Source organism: Enterococcus sp. DIV0703 (assembly GCF_051711065.1).
Classification (GTDB): domain Bacteria; phylum Bacillota; class Bacilli; order Lactobacillales; family Enterococcaceae; genus Enterococcus_B; species Enterococcus_B hirae.
In genome coordinates this window covers 1-25,370 of record NZ_JBIOLX010000001.1, presented here as the reverse complement: position 1 = coordinate 25,370, position 25,370 = coordinate 1, and the positions used below count along the sequence as shown (strand labels likewise).

General features: G+C 36.9%; 23 protein-coding genes. 5 read left to right on the top strand and 18 right to left on the bottom strand.

The window, feature by feature from the left end; genetic code table 11:
- Positions 1-164 precede the first annotated feature (164 nt).
- Entirely contained in the window at positions 165-1,895 is a 1,731-nt protein-coding gene (gene spxB / locus IGK81_RS00115; protein ID WP_034697673.1) for a pyruvate oxidase, read from the top strand.
- 99 nt (positions 1,896-1,994) lie between these two features.
- On the opposite strand, the gene IGK81_RS00110 is transcribed toward spxB, so the two are convergent.
- Positions 1,995-2,516 (bottom strand): HdeD family acid-resistance protein, encoded by a 522-nt coding sequence (locus IGK81_RS00110; RefSeq protein WP_010720488.1) that lies wholly within the window; start codon positions 2,514-2,516, stop codon positions 1,995-1,997.
- Between the two features lie 408 nt (positions 2,517-2,924).
- Between IGK81_RS00110 and IGK81_RS00105 the strand changes: the two genes are divergently transcribed.
- On the top strand, positions 2,925-4,547 hold the full coding sequence (locus IGK81_RS00105; RefSeq protein WP_010720489.1) for an ABC-F family ATP-binding cassette domain-containing protein: 1,623 nt from the start codon (positions 2,925-2,927) through the stop codon (positions 4,545-4,547).
- 314 nt (positions 4,548-4,861) lie between these two features.
- Here the strand turns inward: IGK81_RS00105 and IGK81_RS00100 are convergent, their stop codons facing one another.
- The 6 genes from IGK81_RS00100 to dnaB all read right to left on the bottom strand — a co-directional run bounded on the left by IGK81_RS00100 (position 4,862) and on the right by dnaB (position 10,414).
- Positions 4,862-4,948: a putative holin-like toxin gene (locus tag IGK81_RS00100; RefSeq protein WP_223603319.1), complete on the bottom strand. Its 87-nt coding sequence runs from the start codon at positions 4,946-4,948 to the stop codon at positions 4,862-4,864.
- 371 nt (positions 4,949-5,319) lie between these two features.
- Complete coding sequence (locus IGK81_RS00095; RefSeq protein ID WP_223603319.1) at positions 5,320-5,406, bottom strand: putative holin-like toxin; 87 nt, start codon at positions 5,404-5,406, stop codon at positions 5,320-5,322.
- Between the two features lie 349 nt (positions 5,407-5,755).
- Entirely contained in the window at positions 5,756-5,860 is a 105-nt protein-coding gene (locus tag IGK81_RS00090) for a putative holin-like toxin (protein WP_191984885.1), read from the bottom strand.
- Between the two features lie 256 nt (positions 5,861-6,116).
- On the bottom strand, positions 6,117-6,980 hold the full coding sequence (locus tag IGK81_RS00085; RefSeq protein WP_010736781.1) for a DegV family protein: 864 nt from the start codon (positions 6,978-6,980) through the stop codon (positions 6,117-6,119).
- 336 nt (positions 6,981-7,316) lie between these two features.
- On the bottom strand, positions 7,317-8,609 hold the full coding sequence (locus IGK81_RS00080; protein ID WP_010720491.1) for an adenylosuccinate synthase: 1,293 nt from the start codon (positions 8,607-8,609) through the stop codon (positions 7,317-7,319).
- A gap of 437 nt (positions 8,610-9,046) precedes the next feature.
- Positions 9,047-10,414 (bottom strand): replicative DNA helicase, encoded by a 1,368-nt coding sequence (dnaB, locus tag IGK81_RS00075; RefSeq protein WP_010720492.1) that lies wholly within the window; start codon positions 10,412-10,414, stop codon positions 9,047-9,049.
- 459 nt (positions 10,415-10,873) lie between these two features.
- On the opposite strand from dnaB, the gene IGK81_RS00070 reads away from it, so the two are divergent.
- Together IGK81_RS00070 and IGK81_RS00065 are read left to right on the top strand one after the other, a co-directional pair.
- Complete coding sequence (locus tag IGK81_RS00070; protein ID WP_258863291.1) at positions 10,874-11,005, top strand: hypothetical protein; 132 nt, start codon at positions 10,874-10,876, stop codon at positions 11,003-11,005.
- A gap of 48 nt (positions 11,006-11,053) precedes the next feature.
- Positions 11,054-11,545 carry a hypothetical protein gene (locus IGK81_RS00065; RefSeq protein ID WP_034697671.1) on the top strand — a complete coding sequence of 164 codons (492 nt, stop codon included), beginning with the start codon at positions 11,054-11,056 and terminating at the stop codon, positions 11,543-11,545.
- A gap of 392 nt (positions 11,546-11,937) precedes the next feature.
- Here IGK81_RS00065 and rplI read toward each other — a convergent pair whose 3' ends face one another.
- Both rplI and IGK81_RS00055 read right to left on the bottom strand, forming a co-directional pair.
- A complete protein-coding gene (gene rplI / locus IGK81_RS00060; RefSeq protein ID WP_010720494.1) occupies positions 11,938-12,390 on the bottom strand; it encodes a 50S ribosomal protein L9 in 453 nt (150 codons plus the stop codon).
- 5 nt (positions 12,391-12,395) lie between these two features.
- Positions 12,396-14,369: a DHH family phosphoesterase gene (locus IGK81_RS00055; protein WP_034697669.1), complete on the bottom strand. Its 1,974-nt coding sequence runs from the start codon at positions 14,367-14,369 to the stop codon at positions 12,396-12,398.
- A 238-nt stretch (positions 14,370-14,607) separates the two neighbouring features.
- Here IGK81_RS00055 and IGK81_RS00050 point away from each other — a divergent pair, with 238 nt between their 5' ends.
- The gene (locus IGK81_RS00050) at positions 14,608-15,015 is read left to right on the top strand and encodes a hypothetical protein (protein ID WP_034697667.1); all 408 of its coding nucleotides are present in this window, start codon (positions 14,608-14,610) and stop codon (positions 15,013-15,015) included.
- A 148-nt stretch (positions 15,016-15,163) separates the two neighbouring features.
- On the opposite strand, the gene rpsR is transcribed toward IGK81_RS00050, so the two are convergent.
- The 9 genes from rpsR to dnaA all read right to left on the bottom strand — a co-directional run.
- A complete protein-coding gene (gene rpsR / locus IGK81_RS00045) occupies positions 15,164-15,400 on the bottom strand; it encodes a 30S ribosomal protein S18 (protein WP_002288370.1) in 237 nt (78 codons plus the stop codon).
- A gap of 25 nt (positions 15,401-15,425) precedes the next feature.
- On the bottom strand, positions 15,426-15,938 hold the full coding sequence (gene ssb / locus IGK81_RS00040) for a single-stranded DNA-binding protein (protein ID WP_010720497.1): 513 nt from the start codon (positions 15,936-15,938) through the stop codon (positions 15,426-15,428).
- Positions 15,939-15,989: 51 nt separating this feature from the next.
- On the bottom strand, positions 15,990-16,289 hold the full coding sequence (gene rpsF, locus IGK81_RS00035) for a 30S ribosomal protein S6 (RefSeq protein WP_010720498.1): 300 nt from the start codon (positions 16,287-16,289) through the stop codon (positions 15,990-15,992).
- A gap of 399 nt (positions 16,290-16,688) precedes the next feature.
- Complete coding sequence (gene gyrA / locus IGK81_RS00030) at positions 16,689-19,187, bottom strand: DNA gyrase subunit A (protein WP_010720499.1); 2,499 nt, start codon at positions 19,185-19,187, stop codon at positions 16,689-16,691.
- A 19-nt stretch (positions 19,188-19,206) separates the two neighbouring features.
- On the bottom strand, positions 19,207-21,153 hold the full coding sequence (gene gyrB, locus IGK81_RS00025) for a DNA topoisomerase (ATP-hydrolyzing) subunit B (RefSeq protein ID WP_010736776.1): 1,947 nt from the start codon (positions 21,151-21,153) through the stop codon (positions 19,207-19,209).
- A complete protein-coding gene (recF, locus tag IGK81_RS00020) occupies positions 21,154-22,275 on the bottom strand; it encodes a DNA replication/repair protein RecF (protein WP_034697664.1) in 1,122 nt (373 codons plus the stop codon).
- On the bottom strand, positions 22,262-22,504 hold the full coding sequence (yaaA, locus tag IGK81_RS00015) for a S4 domain-containing protein YaaA (protein ID WP_010720502.1): 243 nt from the start codon (positions 22,502-22,504) through the stop codon (positions 22,262-22,264). The genes recF and yaaA overlap by 14 nt, the downstream gene beginning before the upstream one ends.
- A gap of 211 nt (positions 22,505-22,715) precedes the next feature.
- Positions 22,716-23,846, bottom strand: a complete 1,131-nt coding sequence (gene dnaN, locus IGK81_RS00010) for a DNA polymerase III subunit beta (protein ID WP_010720503.1) — start codon at positions 23,844-23,846, stop codon at positions 22,716-22,718.
- A 189-nt stretch (positions 23,847-24,035) separates the two neighbouring features.
- Positions 24,036-25,370, bottom strand: a 1,335-nt coding sequence (gene dnaA / locus IGK81_RS00005; protein WP_010720504.1) for a chromosomal replication initiator protein DnaA, incomplete at its 5' end; no start/stop codon positions are given.

Below are 25,370 nucleotides of genomic sequence, written 5' to 3'. Positions count from 1 at the left end.
ATTCTCCTTTCGTGCCTTTACTTATTACTCTAGCATATTCAAAAAATCATGACTACTGTTTGTGTGAAAAAGCGAATCAGTTGGGCTTTTATTCTTAAAGCACTATACTTTAATTAATAAAGTTACGAAATTTTATCATTCATTTGATAAAGGAGTGGGAGAATATGGCAACAATCAATGCTGGTATCGCAATGGTCAAAGTAATGGAAAGTTGGGGAATCGAGCATATTTATGGGATTCCTGGTGGTTCGTTTAATTCAATCATGGATGCTCTTTACCATGAAAAAGATCAAATAAAATATATCCAAGTACGTCACGAAGAAGTAGGAGCGCTAGCCGCAGCAGCCGATGCGAAACTAACAGGAAAAGTTGGGGCTGTTTTTGGTTCTGCTGGACCAGGTGCCACGCATTTGATCAATGGTTTGTATGATGCACAAATGGATCATGTTCCAGTTGTTGCGTTGCTTGGACAAGTTGCAACTACTGCTATGAACTATAACTCTTTCCAAGAATTAAATGAAAATCCAATTTTTGCAGATGTTAGTGTCTATAATCGGACAGTTATGACACCTGAAAGTTTACCTCATGTAGTGGACGAAGCAATCAAAGCAGCCTATGAAAATAAAGGAGTAGCTATTGTAACTATCCCTGTTGATTTAGGTTTTGCAGACATTGAAGAAGAGAAAATATCTAACGCAGCTACTCATAAAACAGGTACTGTCCTTCCTGATGAAAAAGATGTAATTGCTGCTCTTCCTTTTATTGAAAAAGCTAAAAAGCCTGTACTTTACATTGGACAAGGTACTCGTAATGGCTTTTCACAAATCAAAGATTTTACAGAACACTTTTCCATGCCAGTTGTTGCTTCTGTTTTAGCGAAAGGCATCATTCCAGATAACTATAAAAACTTTCTAGGCTTTGCTGGACGTGTGGCCACAAAACCTGCAAATGAAGCATTAGCAGAGGCCGACTTGATTTTATTTATGGGTAGTGACTTTCCTTTTGGTCGTGCGTTCTTTAACCCAGAGGCTGAATTTATCCAAGTGGACATCGATGCTTCAAAGTTTGGTCGAAGACATGCTACCTCCCATACCATTTTAGGGGATGCCAATACCACATTAGCGAGATTAACACAGCTGGGCGAACCACGTCCTGAAGATCGCTGGTATCTAGCCAACCAAGAGAACAAAGCGAATTGGGTAAACTGGTTAAACTCATTCGCTGACCTTGAAGACCAACCGATTCGTCCTGAAGCTGTTTATAAAGAAATCAATCGGATCGCTGAAGAAGATGCGATTTTTGTAACAGATGTTGGGAATACGACGATCCATTCCATTCGATTATTAGACATGAACGGCAAACAAAAACACACGACCTCTGGTTGGTTCGCTACAATGGGGAATGGGGTTCCAGGTGGCATTGCCGCACAATTAAGTTATCCTGATCGACAAGTCTTTACTTTAAGCGGTGATGGTGGTTTTGCAATGGTGATGCAAGATATCATTACACAAGTGAAATACCAACTACCGATTATTAATGTGGTTTTATCGAATACATCGTTTGGGTTTATTGAAGCAGAACAAGAAGATACTGAACAGAAAAAATTTGGTGTGTTTTTAGAAGAGGCTGACTTCGGAAAAGCGAGTGAAGCACTGGGAGCTGATGGTTTCACGATTACTGAGTATCACCAATTAAGACCTGCATTTGATGCCGCTAAAAAATCCCAACGACCAGTAGTAATTGATGTAAAAATCAATAACAAACGTCCTTTACCGGTTGAAGATCTTCATCTTGATCCAAGAAAATATACAGAAGAAGAAATCAAACAATTCAAAGAAAAATACGAAGTGCATGATTTACCTGTATTGAATGAATTATATGAAAAAAGGAAATAATTGAACCTCTACTCTTTGAGAGATTCAGACATATCAACTATAAAAAAGAAGCAACCAGGAAAATTCAGCCTGATTGCTTCTTTATATACTTTACTTTGTTTATCTGAACGCATATACGATATGGTTGATCCCAAAGAGCATAAAATAAAAACCGACAAGAAAACTTAAAGTCAAAGCGGAGGAAATAGGATTAAACAATAGTATACATCCTAATACCACACCCAAAATATTGATGATTACTGTAAACCAATAGTAGCCTGTGCTATAACCTTTCGCTAAATCAGCTGTAAATAAAGCTAAGATAGAGTCGGCAATAAACCAAATGGCAAAAACAAACGGTAAAGCAACTACTCCTGCACCAATATTGAACAAGAAGAAAATCCCGACTAAAATATCAATGATACCAATAACCAACGGCATTTTCCCTTTATATCCTGTCAATTCTTTCATGCGATTTCGTACAAATAATTCAAAAATTCCTTTTAAAAAGGCAAAAATAGCAAAAACAACGACAATCGCCACTAAATTACCAACAGGATCTTGAAAAGAGATTAATGAAACAAGGACAAATAAAATCCCTAAAATTAATGATCCCCAGTCTAGTGTTTTTCTTTCATTCATTTTCATTCCAACTTTCATTTTAATCTATTATTATACTAACGCTCTCTTTAAATAACGTCAAAACATATGCTGGTGATGAAAAGCAAAAGTAATTTCTTTTCTGATCAGCTTTTGCTGCTATTATTTTTAGTAAAAGCTACTACTTCTTATAATTTGCGTATATTCACTACCAACTTATTCTTCTACTAAATAAACGAGCATTTTGCCTTTCTATCTTAGATATCTTCGAACCTCATTATTGCTTCATACGTACAAATTTTTTCACTCTTTCATAATTTTTTAGTATTTTTTATTCCCATGTTCCACGTGAAACACAAAGAATAATTGATTACCTTGAAACTTTCTCTTTTCCCCTATATAATTCTAGGAGGCTCGTTAAATATTATAAAGATAAAGTGAGGAAAAAAATTGATTACTGTAAATGATGTAAGTTTGCACTTTTCAGACCGCAAACTATTTGATGATGTTAATATTAAATTTACTCCAGGAAATTGCTATGGCTTAATAGGTGCAAATGGTGCAGGTAAATCAACGTTCCTTAAAGTATTATCAGGAGACTTACAACCTTCTACGGGGACCGTTTCCATGGGACCAGATGAGCGAATGGCTGTATTGAAACAAAACCATTATGACTATGAAGAATATACAGTTTTAGAAACAGTTATTATGGGACATAAACGTTTATACGAAGTTATGAAAGAAAAAGACGCTATCTATATGAAGGAAGATTTCACTGATGAAGATGGTATCCGAGCAGCTGAATTAGAAGGTGAGTTTGCTGAATTAAATGGTTGGGAAGCTGAACCTGAAGCTGCTGTTTTACTACAAGGACTGAATATTCCAGAAGAATTGCACCATCAATTGATGAGTGAACTTACTGGTGGTCAAAAAGTCAAAGTACTTTTAGCTCAAACATTGTTTGGTAAACCGGATGTGTTACTCCTTGATGAGCCTACGAATGGATTAGATATCCAATCCATCAACTGGTTAGAAGAATTTTTAATTGAATTTGAAAATACGGTTATCGTTGTTTCTCATGACCGTCATTTCTTAAATAAAGTATGTACCCATATGGCAGATTTAGATTTTGGAAAAATCAAATTATACGTTGGTAACTATGATTTTTGGCTAGAATCAAGTCAACTTGCTGCAAAATTACAAGCAAATGCCAATGCCAAAAAAGAGGAACAAATCAAAGAACTACAAGAATTTATTGCTCGTTTTAGTGCGAATGCTTCAAAATCTAAACAGGCAACTTCTCGTAAGAAAATGTTAGAAAAAATTACTCTTGACGATATTCAACCTTCTTCACGTCGTTATCCATTCGTTGGATTTAAACCAGAACGTGAAATCGGTAATGATCTTTTACAGGTCGAAAATGTGAGTGTAACGATCGACGGTAAGAAAATATTAAATGATATATCATTTAATTTAAGCAAAGAAGATAAAGTTGCGTTTGTTGCTGAAAATGATATTACAACTACAACTTTGTTTAAAGTAATCATGGGTGAGATCACTCCTGATACTGGAACTGTAAGATGGGGCGTAACAACGAGCAATTCTTATCTACCAAAAGATACAACGAAAGAATTTGATAATGAATTGACGATCTTAGATTGGTTACGTCAGTATGCAAGTAAAGAAGAAGACGATAATACGTTCTTACGAAGCTTTTTAGGACGCATGCTATTTTCTGGGGAAGAAGTATTAAAACCTGTCAATGTCCTTTCTGGTGGTGAAAAAGTGCGTTGCATGCTTTCTAAAATGATGCTTTCTAAAGCAAATGTCCTAGTTTTAGATGATCCTACAAACCATTTAGACCTAGAATCGATTACAGCACTAAACGATGGCTTGATGGCCTTTACTGGCTCTATCCTTTTCGCTTCACATGACCATCAATTTATCCAAACGTTGGCTAATCGTATCATTGCCGTTTCTGATAAAGGCGTTATCGATCGAGCAGATACAACCTATGATGAATTTTTAGAAAATAAAGATATCCAAAAACAATTGGATGAGCTTTGGAAATAAGACAACAATCATTGTAGAGTTAAGAAAATAGCCTATCGGGGGCATCTCATCAGTCGGTGAGATGTCCTTTTCTTCTACGATAAACACTGTCTTTCACAACTACCAAGACACCTTCCATTTACTTTCTATATTCATCATTTTTTCTTATTTCGCTTAATCAACCGCTTTATTTTTTCTGATGTGTAAGCTATAATAGAAAATGAAAAAGGGATTGCGCAAACAATCCCTTCATCAGTAACTCGTGCCGTTAAAAAGACGGTAGCCTTTTTAGAATGGTGACCATCTAAAACTTCTGCTAAAAGTGATTTAGATGGTTATTTTTTTTGGTCTTTTTTGTCAATTAACAACAACACAAATGTCGCAAATGCGAGCATGAGTTGTATTGCTTCATATACTGACAACTTTATTCCTTTCCAGGGACAAAGCTCTTAACCATAAGCATCACCCCTTATCTAAGAGATTAGCTACCATCTTTTACACTCCACGAATTACTGGTTTTATTGCAGCAAACTTATCGAAAACTTGCTATCCTCATTAACTTTATTTTTAAATAATAATGTTATTTTTTACCTGACATGTATTTGATTCGTGTGCCTTCATTTTTTTTAATCAACAGCTTTACTTTTTTCCAATTGATAAGCTATAATGGATAGTGAAAAAGGGATTGCTCTAACAACCCCTTCATCAGTAATTCGTGCCGTTAAAAAGACGGTAGCTTTATTTTTTGGGTATATATACCATCTAAAAACTCTGCCAAAAGTGATTTAGATGGTTATTTTTTTTGGTCTTTTTTGTCAATTAGCAACAGCACAAATGTCGCAAATGCGAGCATGAGTTGTATTGCTTCATATACTGACAACTTTATTCCTTTCCAGGGACAAAGCTCTTAACCATAAGCATCACCCCTTGTTCAAGAGATTAGCTACCATCTTTTACACTCCACGAATTACTGGTTTTATTGTAGCAAATTTAGTACAAACTTACTATCCTCATTAACTTTATTTTTAAATAATAATGTTATTTTTTACCTGACATGTATTTGATTCGTGTGCCTTCATTTTTTTAATCAACCGCTTTACTTTTTTCCAATTGATAAGCTATAATGGATAGTGAAAAAGGGATTGCTCTAACAACCCCTTCATCAGTAATTCGCGCCGTTAAAAAGACGGTAGCTTTGTTTTTAATGTGATAACCATCTAAAAACTCTGCTAAAAGTGATTTAGATGGTTATTTTTTTGGTCTTTTTTGTCAATTAACAACAGCACAAATGTCGCAAATGCGAGCATGAGTTGTATTGCTTCATATACTGACAACTTTATTCCTTTCCAGGGACAAAGCTTTTAACCATAAGCATCACCCCTTGTTCAAGAGATTAACTACCATCTTTTACACTCCACGAATTACTGGCTTTATTATAGCAAATTTAGGAAGTACTTACTATCGACAAAAGATTTAACTTAATAGAAATCAGTTATTTTATATTCTAAAAAAGAACCACTCGAAGAATATTCTTTTTCTTCTGAATGGTTCTTTTTTTGGTGCGTTTCTTCTACAACGACTACTCATTTTCTATCGAGTGATTCCCATTGAGAATATGGCAATACATCCATATCCTGTATGGCTTGCGATGGTAGGGCCAAGTGGATATAACTTAACTTCTTTCATCTTAATATTCTCTTCAAGTAATTGTTTTGTTTTTTCAGCACTTTCTAAATCGCCAGCATAAGCAATATAAACAGTTTGTTCTAATGGAGCGACAATGGTTTTAACAGTTTCTTCAACAATTTTTTGTATCGATTTATTTCGTCCTCGTACTTTGCTGATATTCGTCAAACGTCCTTCCTGATCGACTGTGATAATTGGCTTCACGTTTAGAATACTACCTAGTGTAGCACTAGTTTTAGAGATACGCCCCCCACGTTCAAGGTGTTTGAGATCATCAACGGTTACCCAAGAATGTACTTTTAAGTAATTGTTTTCTAACCATTCTAAGTTCTCTTCTAATGTTTTCCCCTCGTTTTTCAATCGAACAGCTTCCAATACTAATAACCCTTCCCCAACGCTTGCGGCTTTTGTATCAAAGACCTTTACTTGTGGATCTGGATATTCTTCTTTTAATAATTCTACTGCTTGTAACGCACTACTATAGGATCCACTTAAAGCACTGGAAAAAGCAACATAAAGGATAGGAATATTTTGTTCAACATAAGGACGGAAAAATTCTAAGTATTGACCCACATTGATTTGTGAGGTCGTTGGGGTAGCCCCATTTCTTAATTGTTCCATATAATGATCATAATTAAACGTTTTTCCCAGATCATCTACTAATTCTTCTTCATCTAACTGGATCTTCATTGATAAATAATCAACCTTGGCTGCTTGTAGCACTTGATAAGGCAGATCACAACATGAATCGGTTACGATTTGATACACACCCTTCAACTCCTTCAACTTTTCATTTTACCCTTAACTCCTATTATAGCAAATCTCTTGCATGGAAAATAACGTTAACTATGTTTGTAAAAAGGAAAACCATTGTCTTCGTAAAATTTTAATGGATGATTAAAAAGAAGAACAACGCTCACCTCTAAACCAACTTTGATTACTTATTGAAAAAAAACGCCAAAATCTACAAAAATGTTAAAAACAAATTTCGCAGTTTCGACGTTTTCTTTCTTTACCGCATGAGCATTCTTACCTATACTTCTGCTATTTCGTTCATTCTTAAGGAACAAGAATGTCCTGTCTCAACGAACTTAGCTGAATGGCTTAAATTTGTGCCCAGACGCTTTCTAAGATATTTGTTTGTGTTCTATCAGGTCCAACAGAAAATGTTGAAATACGCACACCTACGAGTTCAGAAATACGTCTGACATAGTTACGTGCATTTTCTGGTAATTCAGCAAGTGTTTTGCATGCTGTAATATCTTCAGACCAACCTGGAAGTTCTTCATAAACAGGTTTACAACGTTTCAATTCTTTCAAACTTGCTGGATAATGATAAATCAATTCTCCATCGAGCTCATAAGCTGTACAAATTTTTACTGTATCAAGTCCACTTAAGACATCAATTGAATTAAGGGATAGATTAGTAATTCCTGAAACACGTTTTGAGTGACGCATCACTACTGAATCAAACCATCCCACACGTCGTGGACGACCTGTAGTCGTTCCGTATTCGCGACCAACTTCACGAATTTGTTGTCCCGTCTCATCAAACAATTCAGTTGGGAATGGACCATCTCCTACACGAGAAGTATAAGCTTTACATACACCAACAACTTTATTGATTTTAGATGGACCTACGCCACTACCGATCGTTACGCCACCTGCGACTGGGTTTGAAGAAGTAACAAATGGATAGGTTCCTTGGTCGATATCCAGCATAACCCCTTGTGCGCCTTCAAATAATACTCGTTTTCCTGCATCTAGGGCATCATTTAAAATGACAGATGTATCGGTAACATACTGTTTGATTTGTTGACCATATTCATAATATTCTTCAAATATCGAGTCAAAATCAATTGGCTCAGAATCAAACATTTTTACAAATTGACGGTTTTTATCTTCTAAGTTTAAACGTAAGCGTTCTTCAAAAATTTCTTTGTCTAGTAAGTCAGCGATGCGGATCCCTACACGAGCTGCTTTGTCCATGTATGCTGGTCCGATCCCTTTGATTGTTGTACCGATTTTATTTTCACCTTTTGCATCTTCTTGTAATTGATCCAACTTGATGTGATAAGGCAAAATAACATGTGCTCGGTCAGAAATACGTAAGTTATCAGTAGTTACACCTTTTTCATGTAAATAAGCTAACTCTTTGACTAATGATTTAGGATTGACTACCACACCATTCCCAATCACACTGATTTTATCTTTATAAAAAATCCCCGAAGGAATCAAATGCAGTTTATAAGTAACACCGTTGAATTTGATCGTGTGTCCTGCATTATCGCCACCTTGGTATCGTGCGATCACTTCAGCATTTTCACTAAGAAAGTCAGTAATTTTTCCTTTCCCTTCGTCGCCCCATTGTGTACCTACCACTACTACAGATGACATTTGAACACCTCGTTTTATTTTATTTAATCCTGAATTATTGTAACAATAACTCATTACTTATTCAACTAAAATCGAATGATTCTTTTATTTATTTTATAAAAACGCTTGAAAAACGAACGATGATAAATTTTAAATAGAAACTAGTGTAAACCAAATTATTCAGAGAAGAAAGTTCCTTTAGTACAAAGCAAATAAGATAGTTTTTTAGGGTTTATTACTCGTTGCCACTGACAGAATCGTAATCTAAACACCTTTGCTTATTAGAAATAATGATTACTAGGGTAGACTGCTTCCTAATTTACTATACTATTATTTCCCAAATGTGATTCTGCTGGGTTCTCTTTTGATAAAGAACAGTTGGAATGATCGATAGCTAAAAAAGCACCTCCAAATTAACGAGATAATTTGGAGAATGCTTCTTTATAGTCAATTTATAATCAATATTCTTCTCTCGGGGATAACGACGAAAATTTGTTGTATTCTTTGATAAACAGTAATTCTACTGTACCACGGGCACCACTACGGTTTTTTTCGATGATGACTTCAATGACATTGTCGTTTTTTGGTTCGTTATCCTCATTGTCTTCGCCACCTTCTCTTTCATAGTAATCATCTCGATATAAGAAGGCTACGATATCAGCATCTTGCTCAATGGAACCCGATTCACGGATATCACTTAATACAGGACGTTTATCTTGACGTTGTTCTACTCCACGGGAAAGCTGGGACAACGCAATAACTGGTACTTTTAATTCTTTGGCTAGCTTTTTTAATTGACGTGAAATATCAGATACTTCTTGTTGACGATTTTCTCTCCCGTTTCCTTCAATCAATTGCAAGTAGTCGATCAAGATCAATCCAAGATTTCCTTTTTCCTGCGCTAATTTTCGGCATTTGGCACGAATCTCAGAAATTTTTATTCCTGGAGTATCATCAATAAAGATATTTGCCCGTGACAAACTACCCATTGCAACGATCAAATTGGACCACTCTTCTTCAGAAAGTTGTCCGGTACGCAAATGGCTTGCTTCGATCGACCCTTCCGCACAAAGCATCCGATTAACAAGTGACTCAGCCCCCATTTCTAAACTAAAAATAGCAACTGAACGATCGGTTTTTGTCCCGACATTTTGAGCTATATTTAATGCGAAAGCTGTTTTCCCTACCGCAGGCCGAGCTGCTAGGATGATCAATTCCTCAGGTTGAAAACCTGCTGTCATTTTATCAAGTCCTTGGTATCCAGTCGGTAATCCTGTGATTTCTTCATTATTTTGGGCCAGCTGGTCAATATTTTCAATGGTTGAGTTCAGGACTTCTGCAATAGATAGAAAGCCACTGCGGTTTCTTTTTTCTGATACTTCTAAAATACTGCGCTCGGCATCATCCAGAATCGACTGGACTTCTTCCCCTTGTTCAAACCCTTTTGTCACGATCCCAGTAGCTGTTTGGATCAGTGTGCGCAGCAATGATTTTTCTTCAACGATTTTCGCATAGTAGACGATATTTGCTGCAGTAGGTACTGCTAACGCTAAATCTGAAAGGTAGCTTAACCCACCAGCATCTTCTAATAAGTTCGCTTGCTCCAACCGATCTTTTACAGTCACTACATCTATTGCTTCATTACGGTCATTTAATTCGATCATTGTTTCAAAAATGATTTGATGTCCCCGACGATAAAAGTCTTTCGGTTCTATGTACTCCATGGCATCAATGATCGTTTCAGCATCTAAAAAAACCGATCCTAAAACCGCTTGTTCAGCTTCAATATTTTGCGGTGGAATTCGATCCTGCCACACTTCATTCATACATATCGCTCCTTGTCTTCAATTGCTTTATTTTACAAGAAAATCGTAAAAAAGTCACTTTAAAAAAGTGAGTGTAATGGTTGCTTATCTTTCGAAATCAATAAAAGAGACAGTCAATACCAAGAATAAGTACAAAAAATACATATGTAGATTCATCAAAATCTTAAACTAGCAAAAACTTTGAGAACGAAGATCCCTTGATAAAATGAAACAACTATAAAAAGTATATCAGTCAAGTGATCCTTTACGCTAGTACCAAACTAGCTATATGTTCAATAGGTTTTGTCATAATCGAAAAAGAAAAAAAAGGAAACTTTTTTTATTTTTTTCTATTTTTTCATTTTTGACAAAAAATAGATCACTTATGATTATTTAATACTATATACTATTGATTGTGCTATAATTCATTACAGAAAACGTTTTCTAGTCCGCATAAAAAATTTTAGGAAGAAGTTTGTCATGAAAAAAATGAAACTCGTTGCTATTTTATTGTCTTGTCTGTCTTTATTTGGATCCGTAGTACCAGGAGTAACACAAATCGTTGATGCAGCTGAGAAAACCGCTAGTGTACCAGCTGAAAACCATTTTTAACTAGATCAAGTCACGATTGTCGAATCCAATGAATTATACAAAACTTTTGTGAAAGAAGTGAATCGTCCAGAGATCAAACAACAGTTACTGAATCAGCCAGACTCAGCAGAAACAAAAGCTTTGATCCAGTCTCTTATCTTAAAATATGATGGTGCTGAAGTCCACTATGCTTATGGTGACAATACGTTCGCACGAGGACTTTACGATACTACCGGGTGGTCAGAAAAATTTGTGAATGGTGGTATCAACGATTACGCCACTAGTAAGACAGGATTAGCTAATTTAAGAGACTATTTAGGTTTTTGTTCTATTGGTTTAGCAGTAAATGGTGCGGGTTATGGTGCTGTAATTGGTGGTATGATTGGAGCTGTAGTTGGGACAATTATTGGTGCTGCAGTATTAGCCAAACGTTGCGATCAAGGTCAAAGTGATGTAAAAACAATGATTAGTAAAAATAGATCAAATGGAGGAGTGCGGATGACTTTAACAGCAGAATTTCCGATTTGCAGTTTAACGTCACAAACGCAGTGTAGTATATGAGACTGGGAACTTTATTAATTTATTCAACAATCCTTGTGATGATATTACTATTTTTGAAATATCGCAAGAAAAAATAATCTAAGCTTAAAGAGTCTAGGACATGAACAAAAAAATCTGGTTAATGTCCCACTTTTTTGATCTAGGGTATTAAAAAGCACATAATCTTGTAAGAATAAAGTAGCTAAAATCAATTGAAAAGAAAGTATGCTTTCCATACCATCCTATCAAATATCTTTACCATTAAATGAAAAAAATCAGCCGGATTTTGACATGATTCATCAAAATCCGGCTGATTTCTTTTTGAAGAGAACTCTCAGTCTCTGCGATCATTTCTCAACAAGTCCTATTACAAAACCTCAAGAGACTGCTAACAGAAATGATTGGTGAGGTAGCTATTCTGCTACCACATGCACTTTGATCGTTGCAGTCACTTCATGATGCAATTTGACTGGTACGTTCGTGTAACCTAACGTACGGATTGGATTATTCAATTCGATTTTTCGTTTATCTAGTTTTACTTTGTATTGCTTGTTCAATCCTTCAGCAATTTGTTTTGAAGGGATTGAACCGAATAAACGTCCATCTTCACCCGCTTTGGCTTTCAGTTCGACAACCGTTTCTTCTTTTTCTAAAAATCCTTTTAGTTCTTTTGCTTCTTCTAAAATTTCAGCTTCTTGTTTTTCTTGTGCCTTTTTTTGTCCAGCTAATTGGCTAATACTACTTTTATTTGCTTCTTTTGCCAAATTATTTTTTAATAGGAAATTTTGTGCGTAACCATTCGGTACTTCTTTAACGTCACCTTTTTTTCCTTTACCTTTTACATCTTGTAAGAAAATGACTTTCATATCCATTACTCCTTATCATATAATTGATTCCTATTTTCTTTGATTGCAGCAAGTAAACGCTGTTTGGTTTCTTCTACTGTGACACCTTCCAATTGGGTCGCTGCATTGGTGAAATGACCGCCGCCGCCAAGAGACTCCATGATCACTTGAACATTGATCGTGCCCGAACTACGAGCACTGATCCCGACTAGCCCGTCCGTTCGTTTCGTGATGACAAAAGCCCCATTGATATTGATCATTGATAAGAGGGTGTCTGCCGTTTTCGCAGCGATCACACTATTATATTCCTTTTCATCTGTCCCAGCTGCTACGACAATATCTGAAGTTACATATTCGCTCTGTGCAATCAAATGGCTGATTTCCAAATAGGTTGCTAAATCTGAACTCAATAAATATTGTACTAGGGAAGCATCCGCACTACAAGACCTTAAATAACTTGCTACATCAAAAGTTCGTGCCGTTGTGCGTACATTAAAACTGTTCGTATCAACAGTCATGCCTGCCAATAACAACGTCGCTTCAAAACGATCTAAGCGATTCGTGCGATTGCTTTGATACTGAATTAGTTCTGTCACTAACTCTGAAGCAGAAGAAGCAGAAGATTCGATATACGTCAACAGCGGCTTACTTGGGAACTCCTCCCCACGTCGATGATGATCAATAATAACGATCTTATCAAATTGCTCATATAGGCTCTGAGAGATCGATAGCGAGGGTTTGTGGTAATCTACCATAACTAGCAGGTCTTCTTCTTTTTTAAGCTCCATCGCTTTTTTGGGCGAAATCAGCTGTGCTTCTAGTTCAGGGTGTTTATGAATTTCCTCTAAACATCGTTCTACGTCTGGAATAATCTCGTTTTCATCAAGTACGATATACGCTTTTTTTTGATTGAAACGAGCTAAGCAACTTACCCCAAAAGCTGAACCAATGGCATCCATATCGGGGAATTTATGCCCCATGATAAATACATCGCCAGTTTCAGTAAAAATCTTACGAAGTGCAGTACTCATCGCTCGTGAACGTACACGGGTTCGTTTGACTGACTTAGCTGATTTTCCTCCATAGTAAACAGGTTTTGCTCCCTCACGTAGTTCTTTCACGACAACTTGGTCGCCACCTCGAACTAGAGCAATGTCCAAATTATTTTGGGCTTCTCCCCCAATTTCATCTAACGAATCTTGCCCGTAAGCAATCCCCATACTTAGAGTAATTGGCAAATTTTGTCGCTCTGCTTCTGCACGTAAACGATCCAACAGATCAAATTTTTTGTCCATCATTTTTTTCAAATCAATCATTTGTGCGACAAAGAAAAAGCGTTCTGCAGTGATCCGCTTAAAAAAGACATGGTATTCGTTCATCCAATCAGACACCATTGTAGTCACAAACGAATTGAGATAAGAGATTTCTTTGTCATCTAACTTATCGATAGCATCTGCATAATTATCAATTGATAAGATACCAATCACTGGCTGACTGTTGGTTTGGTGGAGCTTCAACAATTGATTTTGGGTGATATCGTTGAAATAAACGACCCCCTTTACTGTATCCATTTCAAATTGAAAGGTTCGATCTGCTAAATATACTTGTTTTTTCTTTTTCTCTTTTGCCGAAAAAAAAGCATCTAATAGTTCTTCTTCTGTTAAGCTGCTTTGATCTTTGATTTTTAAGGCGAGTGGGTTCAACCATTCAATTTTTTGGCTTGTTGGTTGGTACGCAATCACTCCTACTGGCATCACTTCGGAGACATAAGCAAGATTGTTCTCAGCCACCGTTGAGGCTTGTTGGATTTTTTCACGATTTTTTATCATTAGCCATCGTTTTAATTTCAACCAATAACGTAAGCCAAAAAGGTTCATCAAAAGCACAACCAAAGCGCTAACAAAACGAAATGGCATAAATAATACAACCAGTACTTCAAGCAATAAAAATAAAAAAATGAAGAGAGGTCTAGGGGTTAAGTTTTCTTTTTCTTTTTCCATCTTCTTCCTCCCATAGTTGATTAGTTTAATTTTACCATAACTTCCCGTATTCAAGCGACTAAACAAATGCTTGATTATTTAACTGAAAATACTTTTCACTGTATTAAAAAAAATGGTAGAATAACTTGTTTTCAACCTTGAAATGACAGTTATCATCTAACCTCAAACCGAAATAAAGCAAATTATTACTACTTTGAATGTTCAAATGAGCAATTTATAAAAGACAAAGGAGCATTATATGAATAAAATGAACAAATTAAGCTTCCATCATATCGGTAAACCAATCGATCTGGAAGAAATCAAAGATCATCCAGAAACAAAGTATAGTCCTTTATTCGATATGTACTCACTGGATGTGAAAAATTCTTTATCTATGCCAATCGAACTCCATGCCTTTGGTCCCGATTGTCGTCTTGATCCAATCATTCAAAAAGAAGCTCATGTTGCTTTTACAGTCGATAACATTGAGCTAGCATTGAAAGGACAAGAAATCATCATGCCTCTTTATCAACCTTTCGCTGACTACCGTTGTGCAATGATCTTAGTCAATCAGCAACCGATCGAGTTGATTGAGAGCAGCTTGTCGGAAAGTCAGATTTGGGGAGATGGAATTTTTAAAGATAGTATTCTTTATCCCCAATCCTAAACGAAAATCGTGGGTGCTTTTCTCTATGACTCTTCTAAGTATAGATGACACTCTTTTTTTTTGATAATAAAACATCTAAACATTCATTCTCAAAAAGTAAAAAACGAGGGAACGGTAGTAAAACCATTTCCTCGTTTCATTATTTCAATTAATCTTCACTTACGAAAGGTAGTAAGCCCATGATACGTGCGCGTTTGATAGCAACAGTAATTTTACGTTGGTTTTTAGCGCCTGTACCTGTTACACGACGTGGCAAGATTTTTCCACGTTCTGAGATAAATCTTTTTAGTAATTCAATATCTTTATAATCGATATATTCAATATGGTTAGCAGCAATATAGTCTACTTTACGACGTTTACGTCCGCCTCTTCTTTGTTGTGCCATTCTATTTCCCTCCTATCAAATTCGTTTAGAATGGTAAATCATCGTCTGAAATGTCGATCGTTGAACTTGAACCAAATGGATCAGAATTGTCACGATCAAAATCAGGCATACCGTTGGATGATTGAGATGTTTGATTATAGTTATTACTTCCGCCAAAATCATTTGTCGATTGACCAGAGCTTTGGTAACCGCCAGTTTGTTGACGATTTTCAGATGCAGCACGACTTTCCAATAATTGGAAGTTTTCAGCAACTACTTCTGTTACGTATACACGTTGTCCTTGCTGATTATCATAAGAACGAGTTTGGATACGTCCAGTAACTCCTAAAAGAGTCCCCTTACGAGCATAGTTTGCTAATGTCTCTGCTGATTTACGCCAAATCACACAATTAATAAAGTCAGCCTCACGATTGCCGTTTTGGCTAGTAAAATTACGATTAACAGCTAAAGTAAACGTTGCTACTGCAGTGCCACTTGATGTATATCGTAAATCCGGATCTTTAGTTAGACGTCCAACTAGTACAACATTATTAATCAAAAGATTCATCTCCTCTCATCGTTGTTCTATTGTTCCACATGAAACAATAAATTATGCTTCTTCTTTCACGATCATGTGACGAATGATATCGTCGTTGATTTTAGCAAGACGGTCAAATTCATTGACAGCAGTTGCTGATGATGGAGAAGACACTTTAACGATGTGATAGATACCTTCACGGTAACCGTTCATTTCATACGCTAAACGGCGTTTTTCCCAATCTTTAGATTCGATAACTTCAGCTCCGTTATCTTTCAAGATTGCATCGAAACGTTCGATTAAAGCAGTTTTTGCTTCTTCATCAATGTTTGGACGAATAATGTACATGATTTCATATTTCGTATTTTCCATTGATTTTCACCTCCCTATGGACTTTCGGCTCTTAGATTCCCAAGAGCAAGGAGAGTTTTCTAATAAATTAGACTACTCACAATCTTTAATTATACACGTATAGAGTGAAAAAAGCAATAAGCTGAAGGGAAAATAGTGTAGAAAGAAGTTTTTAATAAAATGTTTTACTAAATGACTGCCGAAAGTTCTCTTTTTGAATCTCTTGAAAAACACGATCTCCTACAATAACAAAGTATAAAAACTACAAGAGCTATTCGTAGGTGGATTCTTTTTTATGTTGCAAAAGAATCCATAAACATAAAACAATAATAAGCCACAACCTCCGACAATCATTGTGTATCGGAGGTTGTGGCTTATTTTTACAAGCTTCCCATCGCTGGGATAAGCCCTGTTTTTTGACTATTCTTCTGTTTTATCTATTGTGGTATCTTCCACGGTCTCTGTTGGTGTCTCAGTTTCTTCTGTGCTTTCTGGCTCGACGGCCGCCATTGTCACAACCTTCGTATCAGCTTCCATTTTGATCAAACGTACGCCTAGTGTAGCACGTCCAGTTTGAGAAACAGTTGAGACATTGAAACGAATAATAACGCCTTTATCTGTGATCAGCATGATATCTTCTGTTCCAACAATCGTGGCTAGTCCAGCTAATGGACCATTTTTTTCAGTGATATTTGCTGTTTTGATCCCTTTACCGCCGCGACCTTTCACTGGATACTCTTTCACTTTCGTTCGTTTACCATAGCCTTTTTCAGTAATGATCAAGACTTCATGATTTTCATTCATCAAGGCAGCACCAATCACATAATCGTCTTCTCTTAAACGAATACCTCGAACTCCTGACGCTGTCCGTCCCATGTCCCGAACAGCTCCTTCCGCAAACGTTACCGAATAACCATCATGTGTACCAATGATAATGTTTGATTGACCATCTGTTAACAACACGTTGACTAATTCATCGTCTTCTTTTAAGCCAATCGCAATCAATCCATTACTGCGGATATTCGCAAAAGCAGTTACGGTGGTCCGTTTCACCGTTCCTTGACGAGTAGTGAAGAAGAGGTAATGTCCTTCTTGAGCTTCACCGGTGACTGCAATAATTGCTTGAATTTTTTCACTTGAATCGATCCCTAACAAGTTAATGATCGGGATTCCTTTCGCAGTTCGACCATATTCTGGAATTTCATATCCTTTGGCACGATAGACTTTCCCGTTATTGGTAAAGAACAGCAAGGTGTCATGTGTCGAACAAGAAACAAGGTTTTTGACGAAGTCATCGTTATGCACGCCCATTCCTTGTACACCACGTCCACCACGACGTTGTGCTCTAAATTCATTGTTCGCTAAACGTTTGATATACCCATTGTTCGTGAGTGTAATAACGATTTCTTCTTCTTCGATCAAGTCTTCATCTTCAAGACTTAAAACTTCACCCACTAGTAATTCTGTACGACGTTTGTCACCAAAACGTTGGTTTAATTCTGCTAACTCTGTTTTGATGATTTCGGTCACACGTTCTGGACGAGCAAGAATATCCGTTAAATCTTCGATCAATCGTAATAATTCTTGGTATTCATTTTCGATTTTCTCACGTTCTAAACCAGTTAGACGACGTAAACGCATATCTAAGATCGCTTGCGCTTGTCGATCAGATAATTCAAAACGATCAATCATCGTTGTTTTTGCTTCATCGTCAGATTTAGACCCACGGATAATTGCAATGATTTCATCAATATGGTCCAATGCGATCCGTAAACCTTCTAAAATGTGAGCTCGTGCTTCTGCCTTTTCTTTTTCAAAAATCGTTCGGCGAGTGATCACTTCACGCTGATGCTCTACATAGTTTTCAAGTATTTGTTTAAGACTCAGTACTTTAGGAACGCCTTTTTCAATGGCCAGCATATTGAAACCAAATGAATTTTGTAATGAAGTCAACTTATACAGGTTATTTAAAATAACCGAAGCACTTGCATCACGGCGGATATCGATAACGATCCGCATTCCTTCACGGGAAGACTCATCACGCAAATCCGTAATTCCTTCAATCCGTTTATCGCGGTGTAATTCAGAGATTCGTTCGATCAATTTTGCTTTATTGACCATATAAGGAAGTTCCGTTACGATAATTCGTTCTTTGCCATTAGGCATCTCCGTGATTTCTACTTTTGCTCGAACAGTTATTGAGCCTTTCCCCGTTTCGTAAGCACGGCGAATACCTGATTTACCCATTACGAGACCACCGGTTGGAAAATCGGGACCAGGTAAAACTTCCATCAATTCATTGGTTGTTACTTCTGGATTTTCCATCAATAGATCGATCGCTGCTACTACCTCAGATAAATTATGAGGGGGGATATTCGTCGCCATACCAACTGCGATCCCTGTTGTTCCGTTAACTAGCAGATTAGGAAAGCGTGCTGGAAGTACGACTGGTTCCCTTTCTGTATCGTCATAGTTACTTTGGAAATCTACAGTATTTTTATTGATATCCCGTAGCATCTCCGTGGCAATTTTACTCATACGTGCTTCGGTGTACCGCATCGCAGCTGCTCCATCACCATCGACAGAACCAAAGTTACCATGTCCATCCACTAGCATGTACCGATAACTAAATGGTTGTGCCATCCGTACCATGGATTCATAAATAGCACTGTCTCCATGGGGGTGATACTTACCCATAACATCCCCAACGATTCTGGCAGATTTTTTATGGGCTTTATCTGGGGTCACACCCAATTCGTTCATCCCGTATAAAATACGGCGATGAACAGGTTTTAACCCATCTCGAACATCCGGTAGTGCACGAGCAACAATAACACTCATCGCATAATCGATGAAGGAGTCTTTCATTTCGCTAGTTAGATTGACATCATGGATGTTCTCTCTGATTTCTTCACTCATCTTTTTTCCTCCTTCATGACTAAATATCTAAGTTTTTCACATAATGGGCATTTTCTTCAATGAATGCACGACGAGGTTCCACTCGATCACCCATTAACATTTCAAAAATTTGATCAGCTGCGATAGCATCATCCACACTAACACGAGCCATCATACGATTGCTAGGGTCCATCGTTGTTTCCCATAGTTGATGGTCATCCATTTCACCTAACCCTTTGTATCGTTGAACACTTGGTTTTGGTGTAGCTGGTAGAGAAGCAACTACTTGTTTCAAATCTTCTTCAGCGTTTTTACCGGGTTGTACATACGTGATTTTTTTCCCTTGTTTTACCCCGTATAGCGGCGGTTGTGCAATATAAACATATCCCGCTTCAACAATTGGGCGCATATAACGATAAAACAAGGTTAAGAGCAATGTTCGAATATGGGCACCATCGACATCGGCATCCGTCATAATCACTAATTTGTGGTAACGAGCTTTGGAAACATCGAAGTCTTCACCGAATCCTGTTCCCATAGCGGTAAATAAAGAGCGGATTTCTTCATTGGCTAGAATTTTATCCATACTTGCTTTTTCAACATTTAAGATTTTCCCACGAATCGGTAAAATTGCTTGAAATTCACGATTTCGCCCTTGTTTTGCTGAACCGCCGGCAGAATCTCCTTCGACGATGAACAATTCGCATTTTTCTGGATCATTACTTGAGCAATCCGCCAGTTTACCAGGCAAATTACTGATTTCTAATGCGCCTTTTCTTCTGGTTACTTCACGGGCACGTTTCGCTGCTAGACGTGCTTTAGAAGCCAACAATCCTTTTTCAATGATTTGTCGTCCAACACTTGGATTTTCTAACAAGAATTTCATGAAATGCTCGCTAAACAGACGATCTGTTACTGTCCGAACTTCAGAATTACCTAATTTTGTTTTGGTTTGCCCTTCAAATTGTGGATCTGGGTGTTTGATCGAAATTACTGCGGTCAGTCCTTCCCGCACATCTTCACCAGTTAAGTTATCATCATTTTCTTTCATCAATTTTTGTTTACGTGCATAGTCATTGATCACACGTGTCAACGCTGTCTTGAAGCCAGATTCATGCGTACCACCTTCATAAGTATGGATATTATTTGCAAAACTCATGATGTTGGAGTGGTAACCATCGGTATATTGCATGGAAACTTCTACCGTGATGTCTTGTTGTTCTCCTTCTAAATAAACTGGCTCTGGAAAAATGACCGTTTTATTTGCATTCAAATATTCCACATAGCTCTTGATCCCACCGTCATAATGGTACTCTTTTACTACTGGAGATTCTTCTCTCTTATCTTCAATCGAGATCTTCATTCCCCGGTTCAAGAATGCTAATTCGCGGATACGGGTCGCTAGCTTATTAAAATCAAAAACTGTTGTTTCCGTAAAGATTTCTGGATCTGGTATAAAATGAACAGTTGTCCCGTTTCGATCGGTTTGTTCAATAATCTTCAGATCATCGACAACAGCACCACGACGATATTCCTGATAGTACACATTTCCATCTTTGTAGACTTTTACATCAAGCTGAGTGGAGAGCGCATTTACAACCGAAGAACCTACCCCGTGAAGACCACCAGATACTTTATAACCGCCTCCGCCGAATTTCCCACCAGCATGGAGTACCGTAAACACCGTTTCTACCGCTGGACGACCAGTTTTGGCTTGGATATCAACGGGGATACCTCGGCCATCATCGATGACAGTAATACTGTTATCTTTTTCAATTATTACTTGGATTTTCGTCGCAAATCCTGCTAGGACTTCATCGATAGAGTTATCAACGATTTCCCATACTAAGTGATGTAATCCTTCCGAACTTGTGGAGCCGATATACATACCAGGACGTTTTCGAACGGCTTCAAGTCCTTCAAGAACTTGGATCTGACTGGCATCATATTCTTTTGCACGTTCTACTAAACTTTTTTCATCTGTCATTTAGCCTTCTTCTCCTTTTATTTCCCCTTGCTGAACATAAAAAATCTCTGGTTCAACAGTCATTTTGTTTTTTACATGATCAAGTGTCGTTGTTGTTAAGAAAGTCTGTACCTTTCCTTCAATCGTTTCTAGTAAATGTAGTTGGCGATTATCATCTAGCTCACTCATTACATCATCAAGTAAAAGAATTGGATACTCCCCAGTTTCTTCTTTGATCAAATCAATTTCAGCCAACTTAACACTTAAAGCAGTGGTCCGCTGCTGTCCTTGAGAACCATACGTTTGCACGTTTTTTTGATTGACGAAAAAAGAAAGATCATCACGATGTGGTCCAATTGTCGTTGTTCCGCGAAACATATCTTTCTTTTTGTTTTGATTCAACAATTCTAAAAATTGTGTTTGGATCTCTTCTTGTGTTTGTGTACTTAAAGAAGAAAACGAGGTGACATATTCAATCTCTAATTGCTCTTTTTGATGGGTGATTTGTTGGTGCAATGTATTTGCCCAAAATTCCAGTCGTCGAACAAACTGTGCACGTGCTTTCAATACTTTACTTCCAAATTCAGCTAACTGTTCAGATAAAATATCTAAATAAAGTAAATCTGTTTGTTTTTTTTCATTCAGTTGTTTCAAATATTGATTTCTTTGTTTTAGGATACCTTGATATTGAACCAAATCGTAAAGATAGATCGGATTGATCTGTCCTAACTCCATATCAAGAAATTTTCGCCTGATCTGCGGACTACCCTTTACTAATGAAAGGTCTTCAGGTGCAAATAAAATGACATTTAATTGACCAACATAGCTACTTAATTTTTTTTGTTCGATATGATTGATCTTTGTTTTGCGTCCCTTTTTTGAAAGAAGGATCTCCAAAGGAATCTTAGAGGTTCCTTTTGTCACTTCGCCCTGGATCAGTGCTTGCTCGCCTTGCCATCCGATCAATTCTTGCTCACTGCTAGTACGGTGACTTCTCGTCATAGCCAAAACATAAATACTTTCCAAAAGATTCGTCTTACCTTGGGCATTTTCTCCTAAAAAAATGACAAGGTTTTTAGTAAACGTAATCTTTAATTCCTGATAGTTTCGATAATTTTTTAGATACAGCTTATTCAGCCTCATTATCGTTTATTCCTTTTTTTACCATAAAAAAAGTTCCCACTTCTGGAACTTCAACCATCATGCCGGGATAAAGTTTTCGTCCACGACGATTCTCTGGTTCGCCGTCTACCAAGACAGTGTTTTCAGCTAAATACCATTTTGCTTGTCCACCACTGCTAATTACTGTGACTTCTTTTAGCATTTGACCCAACGTCATAAATTCTGTTTTTAGAATGACTTGTTGTTTCAATGTTCATCCCTCATTTTCATTAATAAATGTATACTCTATTATACCTTTTTTTAGGCAATAAAACAAATTTATCCATATATTTTTCCATATAAGACGATTTAAGCGAAAAAAGGTGTTTTAAACAAAAATAAACAAAAAGCCTTAAAAGTGATTTTATGGCTTTTTGTTTATTTTTTGTTTTTTTCATTACTTTTTCAAAATGATATACAGATTAGTTCGTACGTACTGGTGTGATTAACTGGATAAATTGAACACCATCTTCTGTTGGTTCTAATGTAAACGGACGAATAGAAGAAATAAATTTCACTTTGATACTCATATCACCAAACGCACGTAACGCAGCTTTCATGTAATCAGGGTTAAAGGAAATATCCAAAGGATCCCCACTACTTGCCACATAATTCAGACTTTCTTCTACTTTTCCGATTTCAGGTGAGTTTCCATATAGAATCACCGCATCTGATTGGATAGATAAACGAACGATATTATTACGTCCTTCATGAGAAAGTAATGAGGCACGTTCAATCGCTGCAAGGAAACTTGGAACAGAAAATTCTACTTCTGTGTTGAAGCTTGAAGGAATCAACCGATTCGTATCGGGGTAGTTTCCTTCCAACAGACGGGAATAAAAATACATGTTTTCTGTTTTAAAGAGTACTTGGTTTTCCATGATACTGATCTCAACGATTTCTTCTTCATTTGTCAATGAACGAGATAATTCAGTCAGACTTTTACCAGGAATCACGATATCAAAATGATCAGCTGCTTGTTCAACTGGAATCACTCGTTGGCTTAGACGATGGGAATCAGTTGCGACAGCCAAAAGAGAATTTCCTTCTAAAATAAAATGGACCCCTGTTAGAATTGGACGACTTTCATGTTGTGAGACAGCGAATACTGTTTCATTGATCAATTTCGTTAAGACATGTACCGGTAATTTCATTTGATTATGGCTTTCAACGACAGGTAAATGAGGGTAATTGTCTGCATCTAACCCATTGACTAAGAAGTTGGCTTTTCCTGAAGTAATGGCTACTTGTTTATTCTCTAAGACTTCAAGAGTAAAGGTGTCTTCTGGTAAGCGACGGATAATTTCACTAAAGAAACGAGCTTGTAACACAATTGCTCCAGTTGATTCAATTTGCATTTGGGCTTTTTCATTTTCAACAGATAAAAAAGTTTCAATAGAAATATCTGCATTACTCCCAGTTAGCGTTAATCCTTCTTGAGTCAAAGTAATTTTGACCCCAGTCAAGATTGGAATAGTGGTTTTACTTGAAATAGCACGTTGAACAGTTTGCAATTCTTGCATAAAACTTGCTCGATTTAAAGTTACTTTCATGTTGTGTCTCCTTTAAGCGTTTATTTATTATTAGTTAATATATAAATAATAAAAGTATTAGGTACTGTTGATTCTGTTGAAAACTAAAAAAATGCAAGAAATAAAAGAAAAAACAGCTGTGGAAAATCTGTGTATAACTTTTAGGCTTTTTTTGATTTTATCCACAAAGCGTTTTTTCGTTTTTCAAAGTTAATTTAATAAGAAATTTTTGATTTCGGATACTTCATTTTGCATGCTGACACTTGATTCCATTAATTGCTGGATTTTTTCGTGAGCATGAATCACTGTTGTATGGTCTTTCCCACCAAATTCAGCACCAATTTTTGGTAAAGAACTATCCGTTAGCTCTCTTGCTAAGTACATAGCGATTTGTCTCGGTACAACGATTGATTTGACACGTTTTTTTCCTTTTAGGTCTTTTAACTGAATATGATAATATTTCGCGACTTCTTCTTGGATCTGTAAGATAGATAATTGCGGATGACCTTTACCAGATTTTAGTGTTTTCAGTGCATCTGCAGCTAAACTAGTTGAGATATCTTCACTATTCATCGCAGCAAATGCTTGAACGCGAACGAGTGCTCCTTCTAATTCACGGATGTTTGAATCAATTTGTCCGGCAATGTAACTCAAGGTATCATCGGGTATTTCCAAACGTTCGGCTGCTGCTTTTTTACGTAAAATCGCAGTTCTCGTTTCTAAATCGGGTGGTGTGATATCAACTGATAATCCCCACGCAAAACGTGAAACCAAACGTTCTTGTAATTTTGGAATCTCATTTGGTAAACGATCACTCGTCAATACAATTTGTTTTCCTTCATTGTAGAGTGCATTGAAAGTATGGAAAAATTCTTCCTGTGTTGCTTCTTTTTCAGCAAAGAATTGAATATCATCGACCAGCAAAAGATCGACGTTTCGGTATTCTTGGCGAAATTCCTCTGCAGTTTTGTTTTGGATCGAGTTAATAAAGTCATTGGCAAATGTTTCACTACTAACGTATTTGACCTTTGCATCAGGCTCGCTTAACAACATTTGATGTCCGATAGCATGCATCAAATGGGTTTTACCGAGGCCGACACCACCATAAAAGAACAAAGGATTATAAATGGAACCAGGGTCTTCTGCAACGACTAAAGCTGCCGCATGAGCCATTTGGTTTCCTTTACCGATAACGAAGGTATCAAATGTATATTTTGGGTTCAACATCGCCTTCTTTATTGGATTTGCAACAGGTATTTTAGGACTTTTGATTTCTTCGACGACTTCTTGCTCCACCTCTTCACCAGTTACAAACCTTGGAATGATCTCTTTTCCAGTTAGCATGTAACCAACTTCAACAATTTTGGTTGTTAGATTCTTTTCCCAATATTCTTTATGAATTTTACTTGGTACTTCGACGACTAATTGACTCTGATCCAATGAACGTGGATGAGCGGTTTCGATCCAAGTATTATAGCTCGCAGGTGAGAGATCCTTTTGATAAGTTGTTTTTAATTCGTTCCATAAAGCATCGAGGGATACCAT

Coding starts and splice junctions, on each gene's coding strand:
- spxB (WP_034697673.1), top strand. CDS start 165: ATGGCAACAATCAATGCTGGTATCGCAATGGTCAAAGTAATGGAAAGT.
- IGK81_RS00110 (WP_010720488.1), bottom strand. CDS start 2,516: ATGAATGAAAGAAAAACACTAGACTGGGGATCATTAATTTTAGGGATT.
- IGK81_RS00080 (WP_010720491.1), bottom strand. CDS start 8,609: ATGTCATCTGTAGTAGTGGTAGGTACACAATGGGGCGACGAAGGGAAA.
- dnaB (WP_010720492.1), bottom strand. CDS start 10,414: ATGAATGAAGTGTGGCAGGATCGAATTCCACCGCAAAATATTGAAGCT.
- IGK81_RS00070 (WP_258863291.1), top strand. CDS start 10,874: ATGAAAAAAATGAAACTCGTTGCTATTTTATTGTCTTGTCTGTCTTTA.
- rplI (WP_010720494.1), bottom strand. CDS start 12,390: ATGAAAGTCATTTTCTTACAAGATGTAAAAGGTAAAGGAAAAAAAGGT.
- IGK81_RS00055 (WP_034697669.1), bottom strand. CDS start 14,369: ATGGAAAAAGAAAAAGAAAACTTAACCCCTAGACCTCTCTTCATTTTT.
- IGK81_RS00050 (WP_034697667.1), top strand. CDS start 14,608: ATGAATAAAATGAACAAATTAAGCTTCCATCATATCGGTAAACCAATC.
- rpsR (WP_002288370.1), bottom strand. CDS start 15,400: ATGGCACAACAAAGAAGAGGCGGACGTAAACGTCGTAAAGTAGACTAT.
- rpsF (WP_010720498.1), bottom strand. CDS start 16,289: ATGGAAAATACGAAATATGAAATCATGTACATTATTCGTCCAAACATT.
- gyrA (WP_010720499.1), bottom strand. CDS start 19,187: ATGAGTGAAGAAATCAGAGAGAACATCCATGATGTCAATCTAACTAGC.
- gyrB (WP_010736776.1), bottom strand. CDS start 21,153: ATGACAGATGAAAAAAGTTTAGTAGAACGTGCAAAAGAATATGATGCC.
- recF (WP_034697664.1), bottom strand. CDS start 22,275: ATGAGGCTGAATAAGCTGTATCTAAAAAATTATCGAAACTATCAGGAA.
- dnaN (WP_010720503.1), bottom strand. CDS start 23,846: ATGAAAGTAACTTTAAATCGAGCAAGTTTTATGCAAGAATTGCAAACT.